The organism is Rhizobium sp. BK181 (assembly GCF_014193305.1).
GTDB lineage: Bacteria > Pseudomonadota > Alphaproteobacteria > Rhizobiales > Rhizobiaceae > Rhizobium.
Genome location: NZ_JACHZA010000002.1, coordinates 475,932 through 491,636 on the forward strand (window position 1 = coordinate 475,932; position 15,705 = coordinate 491,636).

The window sequence follows — 15,705 nt, forward strand, 5'->3', positions numbered from 1 at the left end:
ATGTCTGACATTCGCAAGACGATCGTGGTCGCCGTTTCCGAGAACGGCATCATCGGGCGGGATGGTGACATGCCATGGCGGCTCTCCACCGATCTCAAGCGCTTCAAGGCGCTGACACTGGGAAAGCCGGTTGTCATGGGGCGGAAGACCTATGACTCCATTGGTAAGCCGCTGCCCGGGCGACCAAACATTGCGATTTCCCGGCAGTCTGCCGCGGTAGCGAATCCGGACGTGCATATGGCTCGTTCGCTGACCGAGGCCATCAGCCTTGCAGAGGACCTTGCCAAGCAAAATGGTGGGAGCGAAATCTGCATCATCGGTGGTGGGCAGATCTATGAGCAGGCCATCGATCTCGCCGATCGGCTGTGCGTGACGCATGTCGAAACCGCGGTCGAAGGCGATACGTCATTTCCGGCGATTGACCCAGCGCTCTGGAGGGCGACGGCGACGATCGACGTGCCTGCAGGCGACAAGGATAGCTATCCCACGAAATTCGTGATCTATGACCGGCGCTAACCGCTGAAAACCAACTATTTTCCAATAAATATCGTCAAGTTCCTCATGCTGCGTTGAAAGCAGATGCGGCGATACCTATAACGGTCACGATCGCAGCTATCCGCCGCCCCCGTGGGTTAGGCGATCGGAGTTCAACGAATAAGAGGTTTTGATGCCCTGGAGCAATCAGAATGGCGGCGGCGGCCCTTGGGGCGGCGGCGGCGGTAACAATCAGGGACCATGGGGGCAAGGGCCCAATCGCCCGCGCGGTGGCGGCAAGGGCGGGCCGCCTGATCTTGAGGATATTATCCGGCGCGGTCAGGACCAGCTGCGCAACATTGTGCCTGGCGGGTTCAACGGCGGCGTGCTTGTAATCGTCGCGGCGATTTTGGTGGTGTTCTGGCTCTTCCAGTGCATCTATATCGTCCAGCCGGACGAGCGCGGCGTCGAACTGCGTTTCGGCAATCCCAAGGAAGAGGTTTCGACCCCGGGCCTGCATTTCCACCTGTGGCCGATGGAAACCGTCGAGATCGTCAAGGTGACGATGCAGCAGCAGAATATCGGTGCGGCATCGACGTCGACCTCCTCGTCGAGCGGGCTGATGCTTTCCGGTGACCAGAACATCCTGAACGTTCAGTTTTCAGTCTTCTTCACGGTGAGCGATCCCAAGGCCTATCTTTTCAACGTAGAGAACCCGGCGGAGACGCTGCAGCAGGTCGCCGAAAGCGCCATGCGCGAAGTTGTCGGTCGCCGTCCGGCCCAGGATGCCTTCCGCGACAATCGTCAGCCGATTGAAACGGAAGTCGCCAACATCGTCCAAGGAACCATGGATCGCTACAGGGCTGGTATTTCCATCGGCGCCGTGACGATTCAGGACGTGGCTCCGCCACGTGAAGTTGCCGATGCGTTCGAAGAAGTGCAGCGAGCCGACCAGGACAAGCAGCGACTGGTCGAAGAGGCCAATCAGTACGCCAACCAGAAGCTCGGTCAGGCGCGCGGTGACGCCGCCCAGATCCGCGAAGCGGCAGCGGCCTACAAGAACCGCGTGGTCAAGGAAGCCGAAGGTGAGGCTCAGCGCTTCTCGTTCATCAACGAACAATATGCGAAGGCGCCCGAGGTCACTCGCACACGTCTCTTCCTTGAAACGATGGAGCAGGTTCTGAAGAATTCCAAGAAGGTCGTGATCGACGAGAAGCAAGGGGTTGTGCCTTACTTGCCGCTTAATGAGATCGGCAAACCGGCGCAGCAGGGAGGTTGAGCCATGACATCGAACAGGCTTCCCCTCATTCTCGGCCTTCTCGCCGTCGTCTTGATTGCGCTCTACTCGTCGGTCTTCGTCGTGAATGCGCGTGAGCAGGCGATTGTTGTCCGCTTCGGTCAGATCCAGTCGGTGAAGACCGAGCCGGGTATCTACTTCAAGCTGCCGTTTGCCTTCATGGATGCCGACCGCGTCCAGATCGTGGAACGGCAGGCACTGCGCTTCGACCTCGACAACATTCGTGTTCAGGTTCGTGGCGGCGCGACCTTCGATGTTGATGCCTTCGTGGTCTATGACATCAGGGACGTCCGCAAGTTCCGTGAAACCGTCTCCGGCGATCGCGAGGCAGCGGAAGCGCGCCTTCGCACGCAACTCGATTCTTCGCTTCGGCGTGTCTACGGTCTGCGCGACTTCGATGCTGCACTGTCTGAAGAGCGTGTGGCAATGATGCTCGAGGTTCGCGACGACTTGCATCGCGATGCCGAAGATCTTGGTCTCAACATTCAGGATGTCCGCATCCGTCGTACGGATCTGACGCGCGAAGTCGCGCCGAAGACCTATGACCGGATGCGCGCCGAGCGTCTTGCCGAAGCTGAACTCCTGCGTGCGCAGGGTACTGAAGAGGGCCAACGCCGCCGGGCTATCGCAGACAGGCAGGTGGTCGAAATCACCGCCGAAGCGCAACGCGATTCTGAAGTCCTGCGCGGTCAGGGCGACGCCGAGCGCAACCGCTTGTTTGCGGATGCATTCAGCAAGGATCCTGCGTTCTTCGAGTTCTATCGTTCGATGGCCGCTTATTCGACGGCTCTGACCTCGCAAGACACGACGTTGGTGATCTCGCCGAACTCGCAGTTCTTCCGTTTCTTCAACGACGCAAGCGGCGCGCCTCGAAACGCAGCGCCGGCGATGCCGACGGCACCGACCAACTGATCGCCGCGTTGCGGCGCCTGACAAAACGCGAAGGCCGGCTAATCTGCCGGCCTTTTTGCGTTGCGGCACGAGGGCTGCGAGCGCGGTGAACAGGATTGCACGGGATTTCGCGAAAAGGTGATTTCACCCTCCATCATTCCGCCTTATGCTGGTGCTCAGAGTGCGTTTTATTTGAAATGAGGATGCTTGATGGCCCCGACGACCCGCCCGACCTTCAGACGATCGCTCGCTCTCCTGGCCGGCGCCGCACTTCTGGCAAATGTTGGTTTCACCGGCTCGGTGCAAGCTCAGGGCACGCCGCCGATGAACGGCCCGGCATCCGTTGCCGATCTCGCAGAAGGCCTCCTCAATGCCGTTGTAAACATTTCGACTTCGCAGAATGTCAAGGATGACGAGGGTGTTGGCCCGGCGCCGCGCGCGCCTGACGGTTCTCCCTTCCAGGAATTCTTCAACGACTTTTTCAACAAGCAGAAGGGCAACAAGGGCGGCAACCACAACGTCAATTCGCTGGGATCCGGCTTTGTGATCGACCCTCAGGGCTACATCGTCACGAACAACCACGTGATTGAAGGCGCCGACGATATCGAGGTCAATTTCGCGGATGGCACCAAGCTGAAGGCGAAGCTGATCGGCACCGATACCAAGACCGATCTTTCGGTGCTGAAGGTTGAGCCAAAGGCGCCGCTCACGGCCGTGAAATTCGGCGATTCCAGCGGAATGCGCATCGGTGACTGGGTCATGGCGATCGGCAATCCGTTCGGCTTCGGCGGGTCGGTGACTGTCGGCATCATTTCGGGACGCGGGCGCAACATCAACGCCGGACCCTACGACAACTTCATCCAGACGGATGCGGCCATCAACAAGGGCAATTCCGGCGGCCCGCTCTTCAACATGAAGGGCGAGGTTATTGGCATCAACACGGCGATCATTTCGCCGAGCGGCGGATCGATCGGTATCGGTTTCTCGGTGCCGTCGGAGTTGGCTGCAGGCGTCGTCGAGCAGTTGCGCGAGTTCGGCGAAACGCGCCGTGGCTGGCTCGGTGTGCGCATCCAGCCGGTTACCGACGATGTTGCTGACAGCCTCGGCCTATCGAGCGCCAAGGGTGCGCTGGTGGCGGGGGTCATCAAGGGTGGTCCCGTTGATGACGGTTCGATCAAGGCTGGCGACGTCATCCTCAAGTTCGACGGCAAGCCGGTCAACGAAATGCGTGATTTGCCGCGCGTGGTGGCGGAAAGCCCCGTCGGCAAGGAAGTCGACGTTGTCGTGCTTCGTGACGGCAAGGAGCAGACCGTGAAGGTGAAGCTCGGCCGCCTGGAGGATAGCGATCAGGCCGCCTCGAACGATGCCGACGCCAACAACAAGGGCGGTGTCATCAATCCGGATCCTGATGAAAACCAGGATATGGATGAGCCCGATGACCAGCAGACCCAACCCATGCCGGATGGCAAGGGCAAGACGGATCAGGCTGCACCCGATGCAGCAAATCCGAAGAATGTACTCGGCCTGTCGCTGTCTGAGCTAAGCGCGGAGACCCGGAAAACCTTCGGTATCGCTGAAAGTGTCGATGGCGTGCTTGTCGCTGAGGTCGCAGCCGGCTCTTTGGCGGCGGAAAAGGGCTTGAAGCCTGGTGACGTTATCGTTGAGGTGGCGCAGGAGTTTATGCGCTCGCCCGAGGCCGTCGCCGCGAAGGTGCAGTCGCTAAAGCAGGAAGGCCGGCGGAACGCGCAGATGATGATCGCGTCGGCAAACGGCGACTTGCGCTTCGTAGCTGTGCCGATGGAGTAGCGAGACGAGGGCTCGCTCATCCCTTCAAGAAGCGTCAAATGGCGTCGTCGTCGGAAGTCCGTGCGGCGACCAAGGCAAGCGGCACCAACTTCTTATGGTGCCGTGCGCCGGCAATTGGCGTTAGCGGATCCCGCATTCCCATTGCTGACGGCTGATCGTGTAAAGAACGTGGCGTTTCAGATGCGGATGCGTGTCCGGAATGCTGGGGTGGTCGAAATCGCGATCAGGTTCATGATGCAAGCCAAGCCGCTGCATGACAGCGGTCGAACGATGGTTGTCGGTTACAGCAAACGAAACGATTTCGCTGGGGTCGAACTCGGTGAAGCCATGGCGCAGTGCGGCCATTCCCGCTTCTGTCGCATATCCGCTGCCCCAGTGCCTTTTCGCGAGACGCCAGCCGACTTCGATCGTGCCCGCTGGCAGAAACGGTTCGAGCTTGGGTCTCCAGAGACCGCAGAAACCGATCGGCTCATTGGTTTCCTTCAGGGCTATCGCATAGAAGCCGAGGCCGGTCTCGGCGATACTGTCGCGGATCGTGTCGAGCATCGAATCCGCTTCAGCGCGGTCGCGACGGAAGGCGAAGAATTCCATCACCTCAGGATCGGAGTTGATCTCGTGGAACAGCGGCCGATCACCGTCGGTCCAGTTGCGCAAAAGCAGGCGATCGGTCTCTAGGATTACCGTCATGGCACTACGAAATCGGTCTTGCGGTAGCCCTGGATATAGAGCAGGGCGCTGAGATCGCCGTGATTGATCTGTATCTTCGCCTGGGCTGCGACGGTTGGTTTAGCGTGCAAAGCGACGCCGGATCCAGCCAATTGAAGCATGCCGAGGTCGTTGGCGCCGTCGCCAACGGCAATGGCGTCGTCGGGAGAAATGCCGAGCCTTTCGGAAATGTCGTTCAGCGCATCGACCTTGGCTTGCTTGCCGAGGATAGGTTCAGAGACGAAGCCGGAAAGAACACCAGCCTCTTCCAGCAGAACATTCGCGCGGTTCTCATCGAAGCCGAGCGTCTTTGCGATGGGGCCGGTGAAGACGGTAAAGCCGCCGGAGACCAGCGCTGTATAATGTCCCTTCGACTTCATGGTGGCGATCAATTCTGGGCCACCTGGAGTGAGCGTGATGCGTCTGGAAATAACGTCGTCGACGACCGAGATCGGTAGCCCTTTCAAGAGCGCAACGCGCTCACGGAGGGCCGGCTCGAAAGCGATCTCGCCGTTCATGGCGCGAGCCGTGATCGCGGCGACCTTCTCCTTTAGCCCCACTTCGGCAGCGAGTTCGTCGATGCATTCCTGGCCAATCATGGTTGAGTCCATATCGGCGATCAGAAGTCTCTTGCGGCGTGTCTCGGCATCCTGGATGACGAGGTCGATGGCAGCGCTGCCGATGACGGCGAGAATGTTGGCTCGAGTGGCTTCGACGTCGGCCCCATCCCTCAGTGCGATATCGCAGGCAATTCCGTCAGCCAGCCAGTAGAGGCCGGAAGCCTTGATTGCATCGGCCGCCTGCTCGGCAATCGACTGCGTGAGAACAGGATTTGACGGATTGGCAACAAGCGTGGCAACGAGGGCCATGATGGAAAACCTTCTGAGCGCAATGAACGCGATCCTGATAACCGGGCCGACCGCCAGCGGCAAGTCCGCGCTCGCGGTCGAATTGGCAAAAGAGCACAGTGGGGTCGTCGTCAACGCCGACAGCATGCAGGTCTACGATACGCTGCGCGTGTTGACCGCGCGGCCATCTGAAGACGATATGCAGGGTATTCCCCATTACCTCTACGGTCACGTCCCCGCTAGTCGTGCCTATTCGACAGGGGCGTGGCTGCGCGACGTTACGGATCTGCGCCAGCGTCTCCGCGCCGATGGGCGCAAACCGATTTTCGTTGGCGGAACGGGCCTCTATTTCAAAGCGTTGACGGGCGGCCTTTCCGACATGCCTGCGATACCGGAGGACGTGCGCAATAGCCTTCGTTCACGCTTGCAGCAAGAGGGGCCTGACGAACTCTATCGGCAACTGCAAGAGCGCGATCCCGCTGTCGCCGAAGGTCTTCGTCCGCAGGATGGGCAGCGGATCGTGAGGGCGCTCGAGGTTGTCGAGGCGACCGGCCGCTCGATCGTCGATTTTCAGGCGCAAGCGGGACCAGTGATTATCGACCCCTCGGCGGCTCGCAAGATCGTGGTCGAGCCGGAGCGTGCCGTCCTTCACCAGCGGATCAACGGGCGATTTGAAAAGATGCTGGAGCAGGGGGCTGAGGGTGAAGTGAAAGCGCTGCTCTCGCTTTCATTGTCGCCTGACATGCCTGTGATGAAAGCCATTGGCGTTTCGCAGATTGCGGCGATGTTGAATGGCGAGCTTACGCGCGACGAGGTTCTGGAGCGGGGCGCTGCGGCGACGCGGCAATATGCCAAGCGACAGATGACCTGGTTTCGCAACCAGATGGACGAAAGCTGGGAGCGCTTGCGGTAGCGTGGTACCGGCTAGTCCTTGTTATTTAGGCTGCTGAGCGGCTTTTTCAGGATGCTGTCACGGAGGGACATACCGGGTTCACGGCGAATGCTTCCTGCGACAGCTGGGCCGTCGCCGGTCCTGGGTGCCGGTTCTCCGCGCATTTCACGTCGTAGGGCTTCCAGGCGGCCATCGATAGACGTTTCCGGCGCTGCAAGAGGCGCGCGCTGAGGAGCGGCAAATGGCTCTCGCGGGGTGCCTGATCCCGGCAACATGTCGCGACGATATGGTTCGATCGGCGCGAGTGGTGGAGCCGCCAGAGAATGACCCGGCAATGGCGCTGACGGATAAGAGGAGGGTGCTACCGGGCCGTCGTAGTCGTTGTCATAGTCCTCTTCGTCCTCATAAGGACCGCTTGGTGGCATTGCAGCGGAGTAGCTTTGCTGGAACGCCGAAATATCCGGGCCGCTGGTGGCGCGCATGCGGGTTACGATCTTGCGTAGATCGACGTTGTCAGGATCCTCGTCGCTGACCTTCACATTAGCGCCGTTGGCCTTCGGCAAGTAGCGTTCCTCGACGCGCGAGAAGCGCATTCGCATTGGAACGCTGATCGCTTCACCGAAGGCAATCGCCTCGCCGTTGCCGATCGAGGAAATGAAGCTGGTCGTCGAGATCGACGAGTTGGGAATCGCCGAACGGATGATTTCCTGGTCACGATCATTGGCAAGGCGCATGGCAAACAGCGTCGAGCACTGCGACAAGATCGTCTGATCGAGTTCGCCTGGACGCTGGGTGATGATCCCCAGCGACACGCCGTATTTGCGGCCTTCCTTGGCGATGCGGGCGATTGCCTGTCTTGTCGGGAAGAAGCCGAGATTCGGATCCGACGGAATGTAGCGGTGTGCTTCTTCGCAGACGACGAGCATGTGGATGGCGCCGTCGCTCCATAATGCGATTTCAAAAGCCATGCGGCAAAGGACCGAAGCGACTGAGTTCACGACCTCGGAGGGGATGCCAGATAGCTGGAAGGTGCAGATCGGCCTATTGTCGCCAGGGATGCGGAAGATTTCCGCCACCGTCTCCATGATTGTGTCGCTGATCGTGTTGCTGGAGAACATGAAGTGGTAGCGCGGATCGTTGATGGCAGCGAGAACGCGCATCTTCAGCGACCGGAGCAGAGGCTTTTCGCTGCGTCCCTCGAGCCTGCCGATGCGTTCGTCGATCAGCGCCAGCAGATCGGCCATGCGATAGGGAACCGGCGTATCCGCGGTAATCGAGCTCTTTTCCGTTGTGCGCCTGACGAGCGAATTGTCGCTGCCGCGGAAGGCGCGCTTTGCCTCCGGCAGCAAATCCCGCAGGATGTCGACTTCTTCCGGAATCGGTGTTCGGCCTCTGAAGACCACTTCCGCGAACTCTTCCAGTTTCATCAGCCAGAACGGCAGGTCGAGCGTGTCCGTATCAATGACAACGGAGTGCTTCGGGAAGGCGGCAGCAAACTCGTTGTGCGGGTCGAGAATCAGTACGCGCAGCTTCGGGTCAGCCTCGATCGCCTTGTGCAAAAGCAGAGAGACTGCTGTCGACTTGCCAACGCCGGTCGAGCCAACGATGGCGAAATGCTTGGACAGCATCGAGGGAATATGGATGGCGGCATCGATGCTCTCGTCTTGCGTGAGCTTGCCGATCACGGCTGTTGTTCCGCTGCCGGCGTCATAGATGCGCATCAAGTCGGTCGAGCGGATGCGGTGAGCGATGGCGCCGAGATAGGGATAGCGCGAAATGCCGGTCGAGAATTGCTCGCGGCCATCCTCGTCAACGCGAACTTCGCCAAGCAATTCGGTTTCGATTTGAAAGTAGTTGTCTTCTCCTTCGCCCCAACTGTGACCGCCGGTGTTCATGGAGTAGACGAGGGCGACCACCCGGTTTCGACCGACGCTGATCGAAATGAGCCTTCCGACCGACCACAGTTCGGCCAGCTCTGTGCCGCCAGCTTCTGCGACGGCAGCGATCGTGGCGCGAGACCCGCTACACGCAACAACGCGGCCAAGAAACCGGTTACCCGGGGTCTGGTCGTCGCGGCGGTCATGCTCGCCTGCCTTGCCTGCCGTGTGCAAGTCCTTGTTCAGCAAAGGGCTACTCCCTGCGGTAGCTAAGAAGGATATGAGCGAACGTTTAAGAAAGTCTTTTTGCGACAGGCGCGCCAGTCCCGCGCACGTCTGACCGGGACGATGGCGTTCGATTTTTTATTGCGGCATGCGTTGACGATGCGAAATTTTCTGTCTATCAATTCGCCCCATGAAAATCGCAGTAGCTCTTATCGTGGTGGGAAGGCGCATGGGCAGGATGGTTTAACCATCCGGCGACAGCCACCCATGCGCTAGACGAAGGCTCCCACAGGGGCCTTTTTTTATGCCCGAAATTCGGGCTTCCGGACCATAAAACTCAAATCCCAGCAGTCAAAACGGAAAAGAAACATGACGGGCACGGACAATCAGGCAGCAGGCAATCGGATGACGGGAGCGGAGATCGTCCTCCAGGCGCTGAGGGACAATGGCGTCGAGCACATCTTCGGCTATCCGGGTGGCGCAGTGCTGCCGATCTACGATGAGATCTTCCAGCAGGACGATATCAAGCACATTCTCGTCCGCCATGAGCAGGGCGCCGGCCACGCCGCCGAAGGCTATGCCCGCTCCACAGGCAAGGTCGGTGTCATGCTCGTGACCTCGGGTCCGGGTGCGACCAATGCCGTCACGCCGCTGCAGGACGCCTTGATGGACTCGATCCCGCTCGTTTGCCTGACCGGTCAGGTTCCGACCTCGCTGATCGGTTCGGATGCCTTCCAGGAATGCGATACTGTTGGCATCACGCGCCCCTGCACCAAGCACAACTGGCTGGTCAAGGACGTCAACGATCTGGCCGCGATCATCCACGAAGCCTTCCGCATCGCCCAGTCCGGCCGTCCGGGTCCTGTTGTCGTCGATATCCCGAAGGACGTTCAGTTTGCGACCGGCACCTACACGCCGCCGTCAGCCCATGCGATCCAGAAGAGCTACCAGCCGAAGGTTCAGGGTGATCTCAGCCAGATCCAGGCTGCCATTGAACTGATGGCAAGCGCAAAGCGTCCGGTCATCTATAGCGGTGGCGGCGTTGTCAATTCCGGCCCCGAAGCTACCAAACTGCTGCGCGAGTTGGTCGAACTGACGGATTTCCCGATCACCTCGACGCTGATGGGCCTCGGCGCCTATCCGGCATCGGGCAAGAACTGGCTGAAGATGCTCGGTATGCACGGCTCCTACGAGGCGAACATGGCGATGCATGATTGCGACGTGATGGTCTGCATCGGCGCCCGCTTCGACGACCGTATCACCGGCCGCATCAATGCCTTCTCGCCGAACTCGAAGAAGATCCACATCGACATCGACCCGTCCTCGATCAACAAGAACGTTCGCGTCGATCTTGGGATTCGCGGCGATGTCGGAAGCGTTCTGGAAGATATGGTTCGCCTGTGGCGCGCATTGCCGAAGAAGCCGGAAAAGAGCCAGATCGCCGATTGGTGGGCTGATATCGCTCGCTGGCGCGCGCGTAATTCCTTCGCCTACACCAAGAATAACGACGTGATCATGCCGCAATACGCGCTGGAGCGCCTCTATGCGCTGACCAAGGATCGCGACACCTACATCACGACGGAAGTTGGTCAGCACCAGATGTGGGCAGCACAGTTCTACGGCTTCGAGAAGCCGAACCGCTGGATGACCTCGGGCGGCCTCGGCACCATGGGCTACGGCCTGCCGGCAGCGCTCGGCGTGCAGATTGCCCATCCTGATAGTCTCGTCATCGATATCGCCGGCGACGCCTCGATCCAGATGTGCATTCAGGAGATGTCGACGGCGATCCAGTACGAGGCGCCGATCAAGATCTTCATCATGAACAACCAGTACATGGGCATGGTCCGCCAGTGGCAGCAGCTGCTGCACGGCAACCGTCTGTCCAACTCCTACACGGAAGCGATGCCTGACTTCGTCAAGCTCGCCGAAGCCTATGGTGCCGTTGGTCTGCGTTGCGACAAGCCCGATGATCTGGACGGCGCCATCCAGGAAATGATCGACGTGAAGAAGCCGGTCATTTTCGATTGCCGTGTCGCCAATCTCGCCAACTGCTTCCCGATGATCCCCTCGGGCAAGGCTCACAACGAAATGCTGTTGCCGGACGAAGCCACGGACGAGGCGGTCGCCAACGCGATCGACGCCAAGGGCCGTCAGCTCGTTTGATATCAAGGTAGAGGAAACCCACGATCATGAACGCACATCTTCAGCCGACGGGCTCTGCCTACTTCATTTCGCCGGAGACGGCGGCGGCCGAAAGCCACACGCTTTCGGTCCTCGTCGACAACGAGCCCGGCGTCCTTGCCCGCGTCATCGGCCTGTTTTCCGGCCGCGGATACAACATCGAGAGCCTGACCGTCTCCGAGACCGAGCACCAGGCGCATCTGTCGCGCATTACCATCGTGACGCGCGGCACGCCGCACGTGCTCGAACAGATCAAGGCGCAGCTTGAACGCATCGTCCCCGTTCATCGGGTTGTCGATCTCACGGTCCGCGCCCGCGAGCTCGGCCAGGAGCGTCCGATCGAGCGTGAAGTGGCGCTCGTCAAGGTGGTCGGCACGGGCGAGACGCGCGCCGAAACGCTCCGGCTCGCTGACGCCTTCCATGCGAAGGTGGTGGACGCGACCGTCGATCACTTCATTCTCGAGATCACTGGAAAGTCTTCGAAGATCGACCAGTTCGTGTCGATCATGAAGCCGCTTGGCCTGATCGAAGTCTGCCGCACCGGCATTGCCGCCATGAATCGCGGCCAGCAGGGCATGTAAGAAAACAGACGTGCCGGACAGCGTCCGGCACTTCCTTCTTCCGTATGCCGCCCATGGATCTGGGCGTCAAACTATTCGGCAGCGATCAAGGCGATATCGGATCCTGCATTCGCCTCCAAAACCTTGGCACGCACAGGCTCTAGCGCCGCAAGGACCTGTTGGCGCAGCCACACGTGGCCGGCGTTGCGGTCGGACGAGGTATGCCATCCAAGCGAGATGTCGTAGGGCGGGATGTCCACCGGTCCGGGGCTGATGGCGAGACCGAACACCGGCGCCCACGCCCGGGCGAAGCTTGCCGGCACGGCGGCGATCACATGCGTGTCGCGAACCAGGATCGGCAGCGTGAAGAGGTGTGGCGTCGTTACCGCTGCACGTCGTTTCAGTCCACGCTCGGCCAGCACTTCATCCACGAGGCGGCAGCGACCGTCCTTGCTGACGATCACCGCCTGTGGGGTCGCGAGAAACGCCTCGAGGTCGATCGTGCCGGAACCACCGGTTGTCTCGGGATTGCTGAGAATGACGTAGCGCTCGGACCAGAGCTTGCGACGTTTGTGGAGTTCGTTGCCGGTCTCCACCTTGCCGATTGCAAGGTCGATCTCGCCGTTGTCCAGCAGATCCGTGGGATAATCCTGGTCGAGCGACCGGATTACGAAATCGACGTGTGGTGCCTGCTCGCGAACGGAAGCGAGCAGCGGCGGCATCAACAGGCTTTCCAGATAGTCAGTCATTCCGAGCGTGAAGGTTCGCTCATCCGTTGCCGGGTCGAATTGCTCTGGCTCGATCAGGCGGGATTGGATCGTGCACAGGATCCCGCTCACGGTTTCCGCGAGTTCCTGCGCCCGTGGCGTCGGTTCGATTCCGCGTGCCGAGCGAACAAACAGCTCGTCGGACAGAAGCGCTCGCAGGCGCCCGAGGTTGTGGCTCAAGGCGGATTGGGAAGTGCCGATGCGCTGTGCCGCCCGCGTGACGTTGCGCTCGCTCATAAGGGCGTCAAACGCAACCAGCAGATTCAGGTCGAACTTCAAGATATGAGCGTGATCGATCGACATCATGATTTCCATCTGTTGGATTTCTGGGTGACCCACAGATATCTATTCCGTCGATCACAATCAACCGAATTAAGGAATGACGCTCATGAAGTCTCTCTTTCAAGCCTACGACCTTCGCGGCCAGAAGCTTCGCAACCGCGTGGTCATGGCTCCGATGACCCGCGCCCGGGCGAAGGACGGGATCGCTGACCAGCTGACCGCCCGCTACTACCGGCAGCGCGCTGGCGCCGGTCTGATCGTCTCTGAGGGGACGCCGATCTCGCAAGAAGGGACGGGTTTCGCCTTTATCCCTGGCATCTGGTCGGACGAGCAGGTCCGCGGTTGGCAGGGTGTGACTGAGGCCGTGCACGAGGAGGGCGGGAAGATTTTTGCGCAGATCTGGCACGTCGGTCGCATGTCGCACACCTCTCTTCAGCCGGCCGGCGGACAGCCAGTCAGTTCCAGCGCCAAGCCGGCGCGCGACGAAAAGAGCACGGCCTATGCGTTCAATGAGGACGGCGTTGCCGGCTTCGTCGAAGCGAGCGTACCGCGGCCGCTCGGGACCGACGAGGTTGCGAGGGTTGTAAACGACTTTGCGAATGCCGCGACAAATGCCATTGCGGCCGGATTTGACGGCGTCGAAATCCACGGCGCAAACGGCTATCTGCTTGAGCAGTTTCTCAATCCTGAAATCAACGACCGCGCCGATCGGTATGGAGCGGGCAACGTCGAGGACAGGACGCGCTTCGTGCTCGAGATCGTCGATGCGGTGGTGGCGCGGATTGGCGCGGAGAAGGTCGGCATCAGGCTTTCACCATTCGGCAAGCTGTTCGACATGCCGCATCATCTATTGATCGAGGAAACCTACCTGCACCTTGCTACTGCGCTCGCTGAACGCAACCTTGCCTATGTGCACTTGAAGGACCAGGGTCCGGCCAGTGCTCCGGCTCTTTCGAGAGATTTCCTGCGCAAGTTCCGCCAGAGCTACTCCGGTACGCTGATTCTTGCTGGTTCCCTCGACAAGGGTCGCGCCGAAGAGTTTCTGCGGGACGGCTTGATTGATCTTGCCGCCTTTGGTCAGCCGTTCATCGCAAATCCGGATCTGGTAGAACGTCTGCAGGGGGATCTGCCTTTGGCGACGCCCAACCGTGACACCTACTACGGCGGCGGCGCCGAGGGATACACTGACTACCCGGTATACGCGGGTGGCGCTGAGGCAAAAGGCTGCCTAGTCGCGGCGCCGACCAGCGATTTCCAGGAAATCGCAACGCGACGTCATAGAAAGCCGCTGGATGTCACAGCATCTCCAGCGGCTTTTTTCTTGCTGGAGGCGGGAAGGCAGCATCGAGTGCCGCCCAGTCCTCGTCGGTAATATCGAGCGAAACGGCGTCGCGGTTTTCGGCGGCGCGGGCAGCGCTCGATGTCTTCGGGATAACGATTACACCCTCGCGTTCCAAAAGGAAGGCAAGCGCCACCTGCGCCGGCGTCGCCTGGTATGCCTTGGCAATGCGGATCAGTTCCGGATGATGCAGGACACGACCCTGTTCGATCGGCGAATAGGCCATGACCGGGATCTGACGCTCCTGACACCATGGCAGCAGATCATATTCGACGCCGCGACGCGACAGATTGTAGAGCACCTGATTGGTGGCGACGTTGTGCCCATGAGGCACATCAAACAGTTCCTCCATATCGCTCTTGTCGAAGTTGGAAACACCCCAAGCTCCGATCTTGCCCGATGCCTTGAGCCCCTCGAACGCTTCGACGGTTTCCGACAAAGGGTGGTCGCCGCGCCAATGCAACAGATAGAGGTCGATCCGATCCGTCCCGAGACGCGACAGGCTGCCTTCACAGGCGTCGATCGTGCCCCGCCGGCTGGCGTTCCAGGGATAGACCTTGCTGACGAGAAAGACCTCTTCTCGGCGCCCACGGATTGCCTCGCCGACGATCTTCTCAGCACCGCCATCGGCGTACATTTCCGCCGTATCGATCAGCGTCATGCCGAGATCCAGGCCTGTCCGCAGGCTCTCGATTTCCCGCTTTGCCTCCGAGGATCTCTCGCCCATGTTCCAGGTGCCCTGGCCAAGGGCCGGGACCTCCGCACCGTTCGGAAAGCGGATCGTTGGGATGGCGTCGCCTTGCATGATGTCGTTCCCGGTTTAGGAGAAGATTGGACAGATCGATGATCTTTCAACCAATCCTGTCACCATGACAATGACCGTGTGGAAAGACGAATTTAGGTCACGTACACTGACCTAAATTCAAAGGCCTCGCCGTACCGGACGTGGGCTTCGGGAGGTTCCATGCCGCTGGACACATTTCTTGCCCTGGTGCTGTTTGCATTTGCGACATCCATAACGCCGGGGCCGAACAATATGATGCTGTTCGCATCCGGCGTGAATTTCGGTTTCCGCCGTACCGTTCCGCATATGCTGGGTATCGGGGCAGGCTTCTTCTCACTGCTGATCGGCGTCGGTTTCGGGCTCGGGGCGCTCCTGCATACGGTTCCGGCGCTCTACATGACGCTGAAGTTTGCCGGTGGCGCCTATCTTGCCTGGATCGCGTGGAAGATTGCGACGTCGCGTTCTATCGGCGAAGGCAGGAGCGGCGCGAAGCCGATGTCATTTCTCTCGGCGGCAGCCTTCTAGTGGATCAATCCGAAGGCCTGGGTCATGGCCGTCACAGCAATGGCGACCTATACGATCCCCGACATCTATCTGGCGAGCGTTCTGATCGTCGGCGGCGCGTTTGCAGTGGTCAACGTGCCAAGCGTGTCGACTTGGGCGGGCTTTGGTTCGGCGCTGCGCGATTGGCTGTCAGAGCCGACGAGGCTCAAATGGTTCAACATCACCATGGCCGTGCTGTTGGTGCTAAGCCTGTGGCCGTTGTTAAAGTAGACA

13 protein-coding genes and 1 pseudogene are annotated in these 15,705 nt (G+C 60.0%); 9 read left to right on the plus strand and 5 right to left on the minus strand.

The genetic code is table 11. The features are described from left to right. From FHT77_RS09705 to FHT77_RS09720, 4 genes are all read left to right on the plus strand, one after another. On the plus strand, positions 1–516 hold the full coding sequence (locus tag FHT77_RS09705; RefSeq protein WP_183754652.1) for a dihydrofolate reductase: 516 nt from the start codon (positions 1–3) through the stop codon (positions 514–516). Positions 517–667: 151 nt separating this feature from the next. After that, on the plus strand, positions 668–1,753 hold the full coding sequence (hflK, locus tag FHT77_RS09710) for an FtsH protease activity modulator HflK (protein WP_016554465.1): 1,086 nt from the start codon (positions 668–670) through the stop codon (positions 1,751–1,753). A gap of 3 nt (positions 1,754–1,756) precedes the next feature. Then, a complete protein-coding gene (gene hflC, locus FHT77_RS09715) occupies positions 1,757–2,683 on the plus strand; it encodes a protease modulator HflC (RefSeq protein WP_114713142.1) in 927 nt (308 codons plus the stop codon). Between the two features lie 189 nt (positions 2,684–2,872). Further along, complete coding sequence (locus tag FHT77_RS09720) at positions 2,873–4,468, plus strand: DegQ family serine endoprotease (RefSeq protein WP_183754654.1); 1,596 nt, start codon at positions 2,873–2,875, stop codon at positions 4,466–4,468. 120 nt (positions 4,469–4,588) lie between these two features. Here the strand turns inward: FHT77_RS09720 and FHT77_RS09725 are convergent, their stop codons facing one another. Together FHT77_RS09725 and serB are read right to left on the minus strand one after the other, a co-directional pair. Beyond that, entirely contained in the window at positions 4,589–5,155 is a 567-nt protein-coding gene (locus tag FHT77_RS09725; RefSeq protein WP_183754656.1) for a GNAT family N-acetyltransferase, read from the minus strand. Beyond that, entirely contained in the window at positions 5,152–6,042 is an 891-nt protein-coding gene (gene serB, locus FHT77_RS09730; RefSeq protein ID WP_183754657.1) for a phosphoserine phosphatase SerB, read from the minus strand. Before serB ends, FHT77_RS09725 begins: the two co-directional genes overlap by 4 nt. Before the next feature lies 1 nt (position 6,043). On the opposite strand from serB, the gene miaA reads away from it, so the two are divergent. Beyond that, a complete protein-coding gene (gene miaA, locus FHT77_RS09735; protein WP_183754659.1) occupies positions 6,044–6,934 on the plus strand; it encodes a tRNA (adenosine(37)-N6)-dimethylallyltransferase MiaA in 891 nt (296 codons plus the stop codon). 11 nt (positions 6,935–6,945) lie between these two features. Here miaA and FHT77_RS09740 read toward each other — a convergent pair whose 3' ends face one another. After that, entirely contained in the window at positions 6,946–9,039 is a 2,094-nt protein-coding gene (locus FHT77_RS09740) for a helicase HerA domain-containing protein (protein WP_183754661.1), read from the minus strand. A 345-nt stretch (positions 9,040–9,384) separates the two neighbouring features. Here FHT77_RS09740 and FHT77_RS09745 point away from each other — a divergent pair, with 345 nt between their 5' ends. Both FHT77_RS09745 and ilvN read left to right on the plus strand, forming a co-directional pair. Beyond that, entirely contained in the window at positions 9,385–11,178 is a 1,794-nt protein-coding gene (locus FHT77_RS09745; protein ID WP_183754663.1) for an acetolactate synthase 3 large subunit, read from the plus strand. A 26-nt stretch (positions 11,179–11,204) separates the two neighbouring features. Then, the gene (gene ilvN, locus FHT77_RS09750; protein WP_016554457.1) at positions 11,205–11,777 is read left to right on the plus strand and encodes an acetolactate synthase small subunit; all 573 of its coding nucleotides are present in this window, start codon (positions 11,205–11,207) and stop codon (positions 11,775–11,777) included. Positions 11,778–11,848: 71 nt separating this feature from the next. Here the strand turns inward: ilvN and FHT77_RS09755 are convergent, their stop codons facing one another. Beyond that, entirely contained in the window at positions 11,849–12,838 is a 990-nt protein-coding gene (locus FHT77_RS09755) for a LysR family transcriptional regulator (RefSeq protein ID WP_246719754.1), read from the minus strand. 73 nt (positions 12,839–12,911) lie between these two features. Between FHT77_RS09755 and FHT77_RS09760 the strand changes: the two genes are divergently transcribed. Further along, complete coding sequence (locus tag FHT77_RS09760) at positions 12,912–14,177, plus strand: alkene reductase (protein WP_246719756.1); 1,266 nt, start codon at positions 12,912–12,914, stop codon at positions 14,175–14,177. Here FHT77_RS09760 and FHT77_RS09765 read toward each other — a convergent pair. Further along, the gene (locus tag FHT77_RS09765) at positions 14,101–14,949 is read right to left on the minus strand and encodes an aldo/keto reductase (RefSeq protein ID WP_183754667.1); all 849 of its coding nucleotides are present in this window, start codon (positions 14,947–14,949) and stop codon (positions 14,101–14,103) included. The genes FHT77_RS09760 and FHT77_RS09765 overlap by 77 nt on opposite strands. Before the next feature lie 159 nt (positions 14,950–15,108). On the opposite strand from FHT77_RS09765, the pseudogene FHT77_RS09770 reads away from it, so the two are divergent. Continuing rightward, a pseudogene (locus tag FHT77_RS09770) lies at positions 15,109–15,702 on the plus strand (LysE family translocator). Positions 15,703–15,705 lie beyond the last annotated feature (3 nt).

Excerpts from the sequence above, each read along its gene's own strand:
- FHT77_RS09705 (WP_183754652.1), top strand. The coding sequence starts at position 1 with ATGTCTGACATTCGCAAGACGATCGTGGTCGCCGTTTCCGAGAACGGC.
- hflK (WP_016554465.1), top strand. The coding sequence starts at position 668 with ATGCCCTGGAGCAATCAGAATGGCGGCGGCGGCCCTTGGGGCGGCGGC.
- hflC (WP_114713142.1), top strand. The coding sequence starts at position 1,757 with ATGACATCGAACAGGCTTCCCCTCATTCTCGGCCTTCTCGCCGTCGTC.
- FHT77_RS09720 (WP_183754654.1), top strand. The coding sequence starts at position 2,873 with ATGGCCCCGACGACCCGCCCGACCTTCAGACGATCGCTCGCTCTCCTG.
- FHT77_RS09725 (WP_183754656.1), bottom strand. The coding sequence starts at position 5,155 with ATGACGGTAATCCTAGAGACCGATCGCCTGCTTTTGCGCAACTGGACC.
- serB (WP_183754657.1), bottom strand. The coding sequence starts at position 6,042 with ATGGCCCTCGTTGCCACGCTTGTTGCCAATCCGTCAAATCCTGTTCTC.
- miaA (WP_183754659.1), top strand. The coding sequence starts at position 6,044 with ATGGAAAACCTTCTGAGCGCAATGAACGCGATCCTGATAACCGGGCCG.
- FHT77_RS09745 (WP_183754663.1), top strand. The coding sequence starts at position 9,385 with ATGACGGGCACGGACAATCAGGCAGCAGGCAATCGGATGACGGGAGCG.
- ilvN (WP_016554457.1), top strand. The coding sequence starts at position 11,205 with ATGAACGCACATCTTCAGCCGACGGGCTCTGCCTACTTCATTTCGCCG.
- FHT77_RS09755 (WP_246719754.1), bottom strand. The coding sequence starts at position 12,838 with ATGGAAATCATGATGTCGATCGATCACGCTCATATCTTGAAGTTCGAC.
- FHT77_RS09760 (WP_246719756.1), top strand. The coding sequence starts at position 12,912 with ATGAAGTCTCTCTTTCAAGCCTACGACCTTCGCGGCCAGAAGCTTCGC.
- FHT77_RS09765 (WP_183754667.1), bottom strand. The coding sequence starts at position 14,949 with ATGCAAGGCGACGCCATCCCAACGATCCGCTTTCCGAACGGTGCGGAG.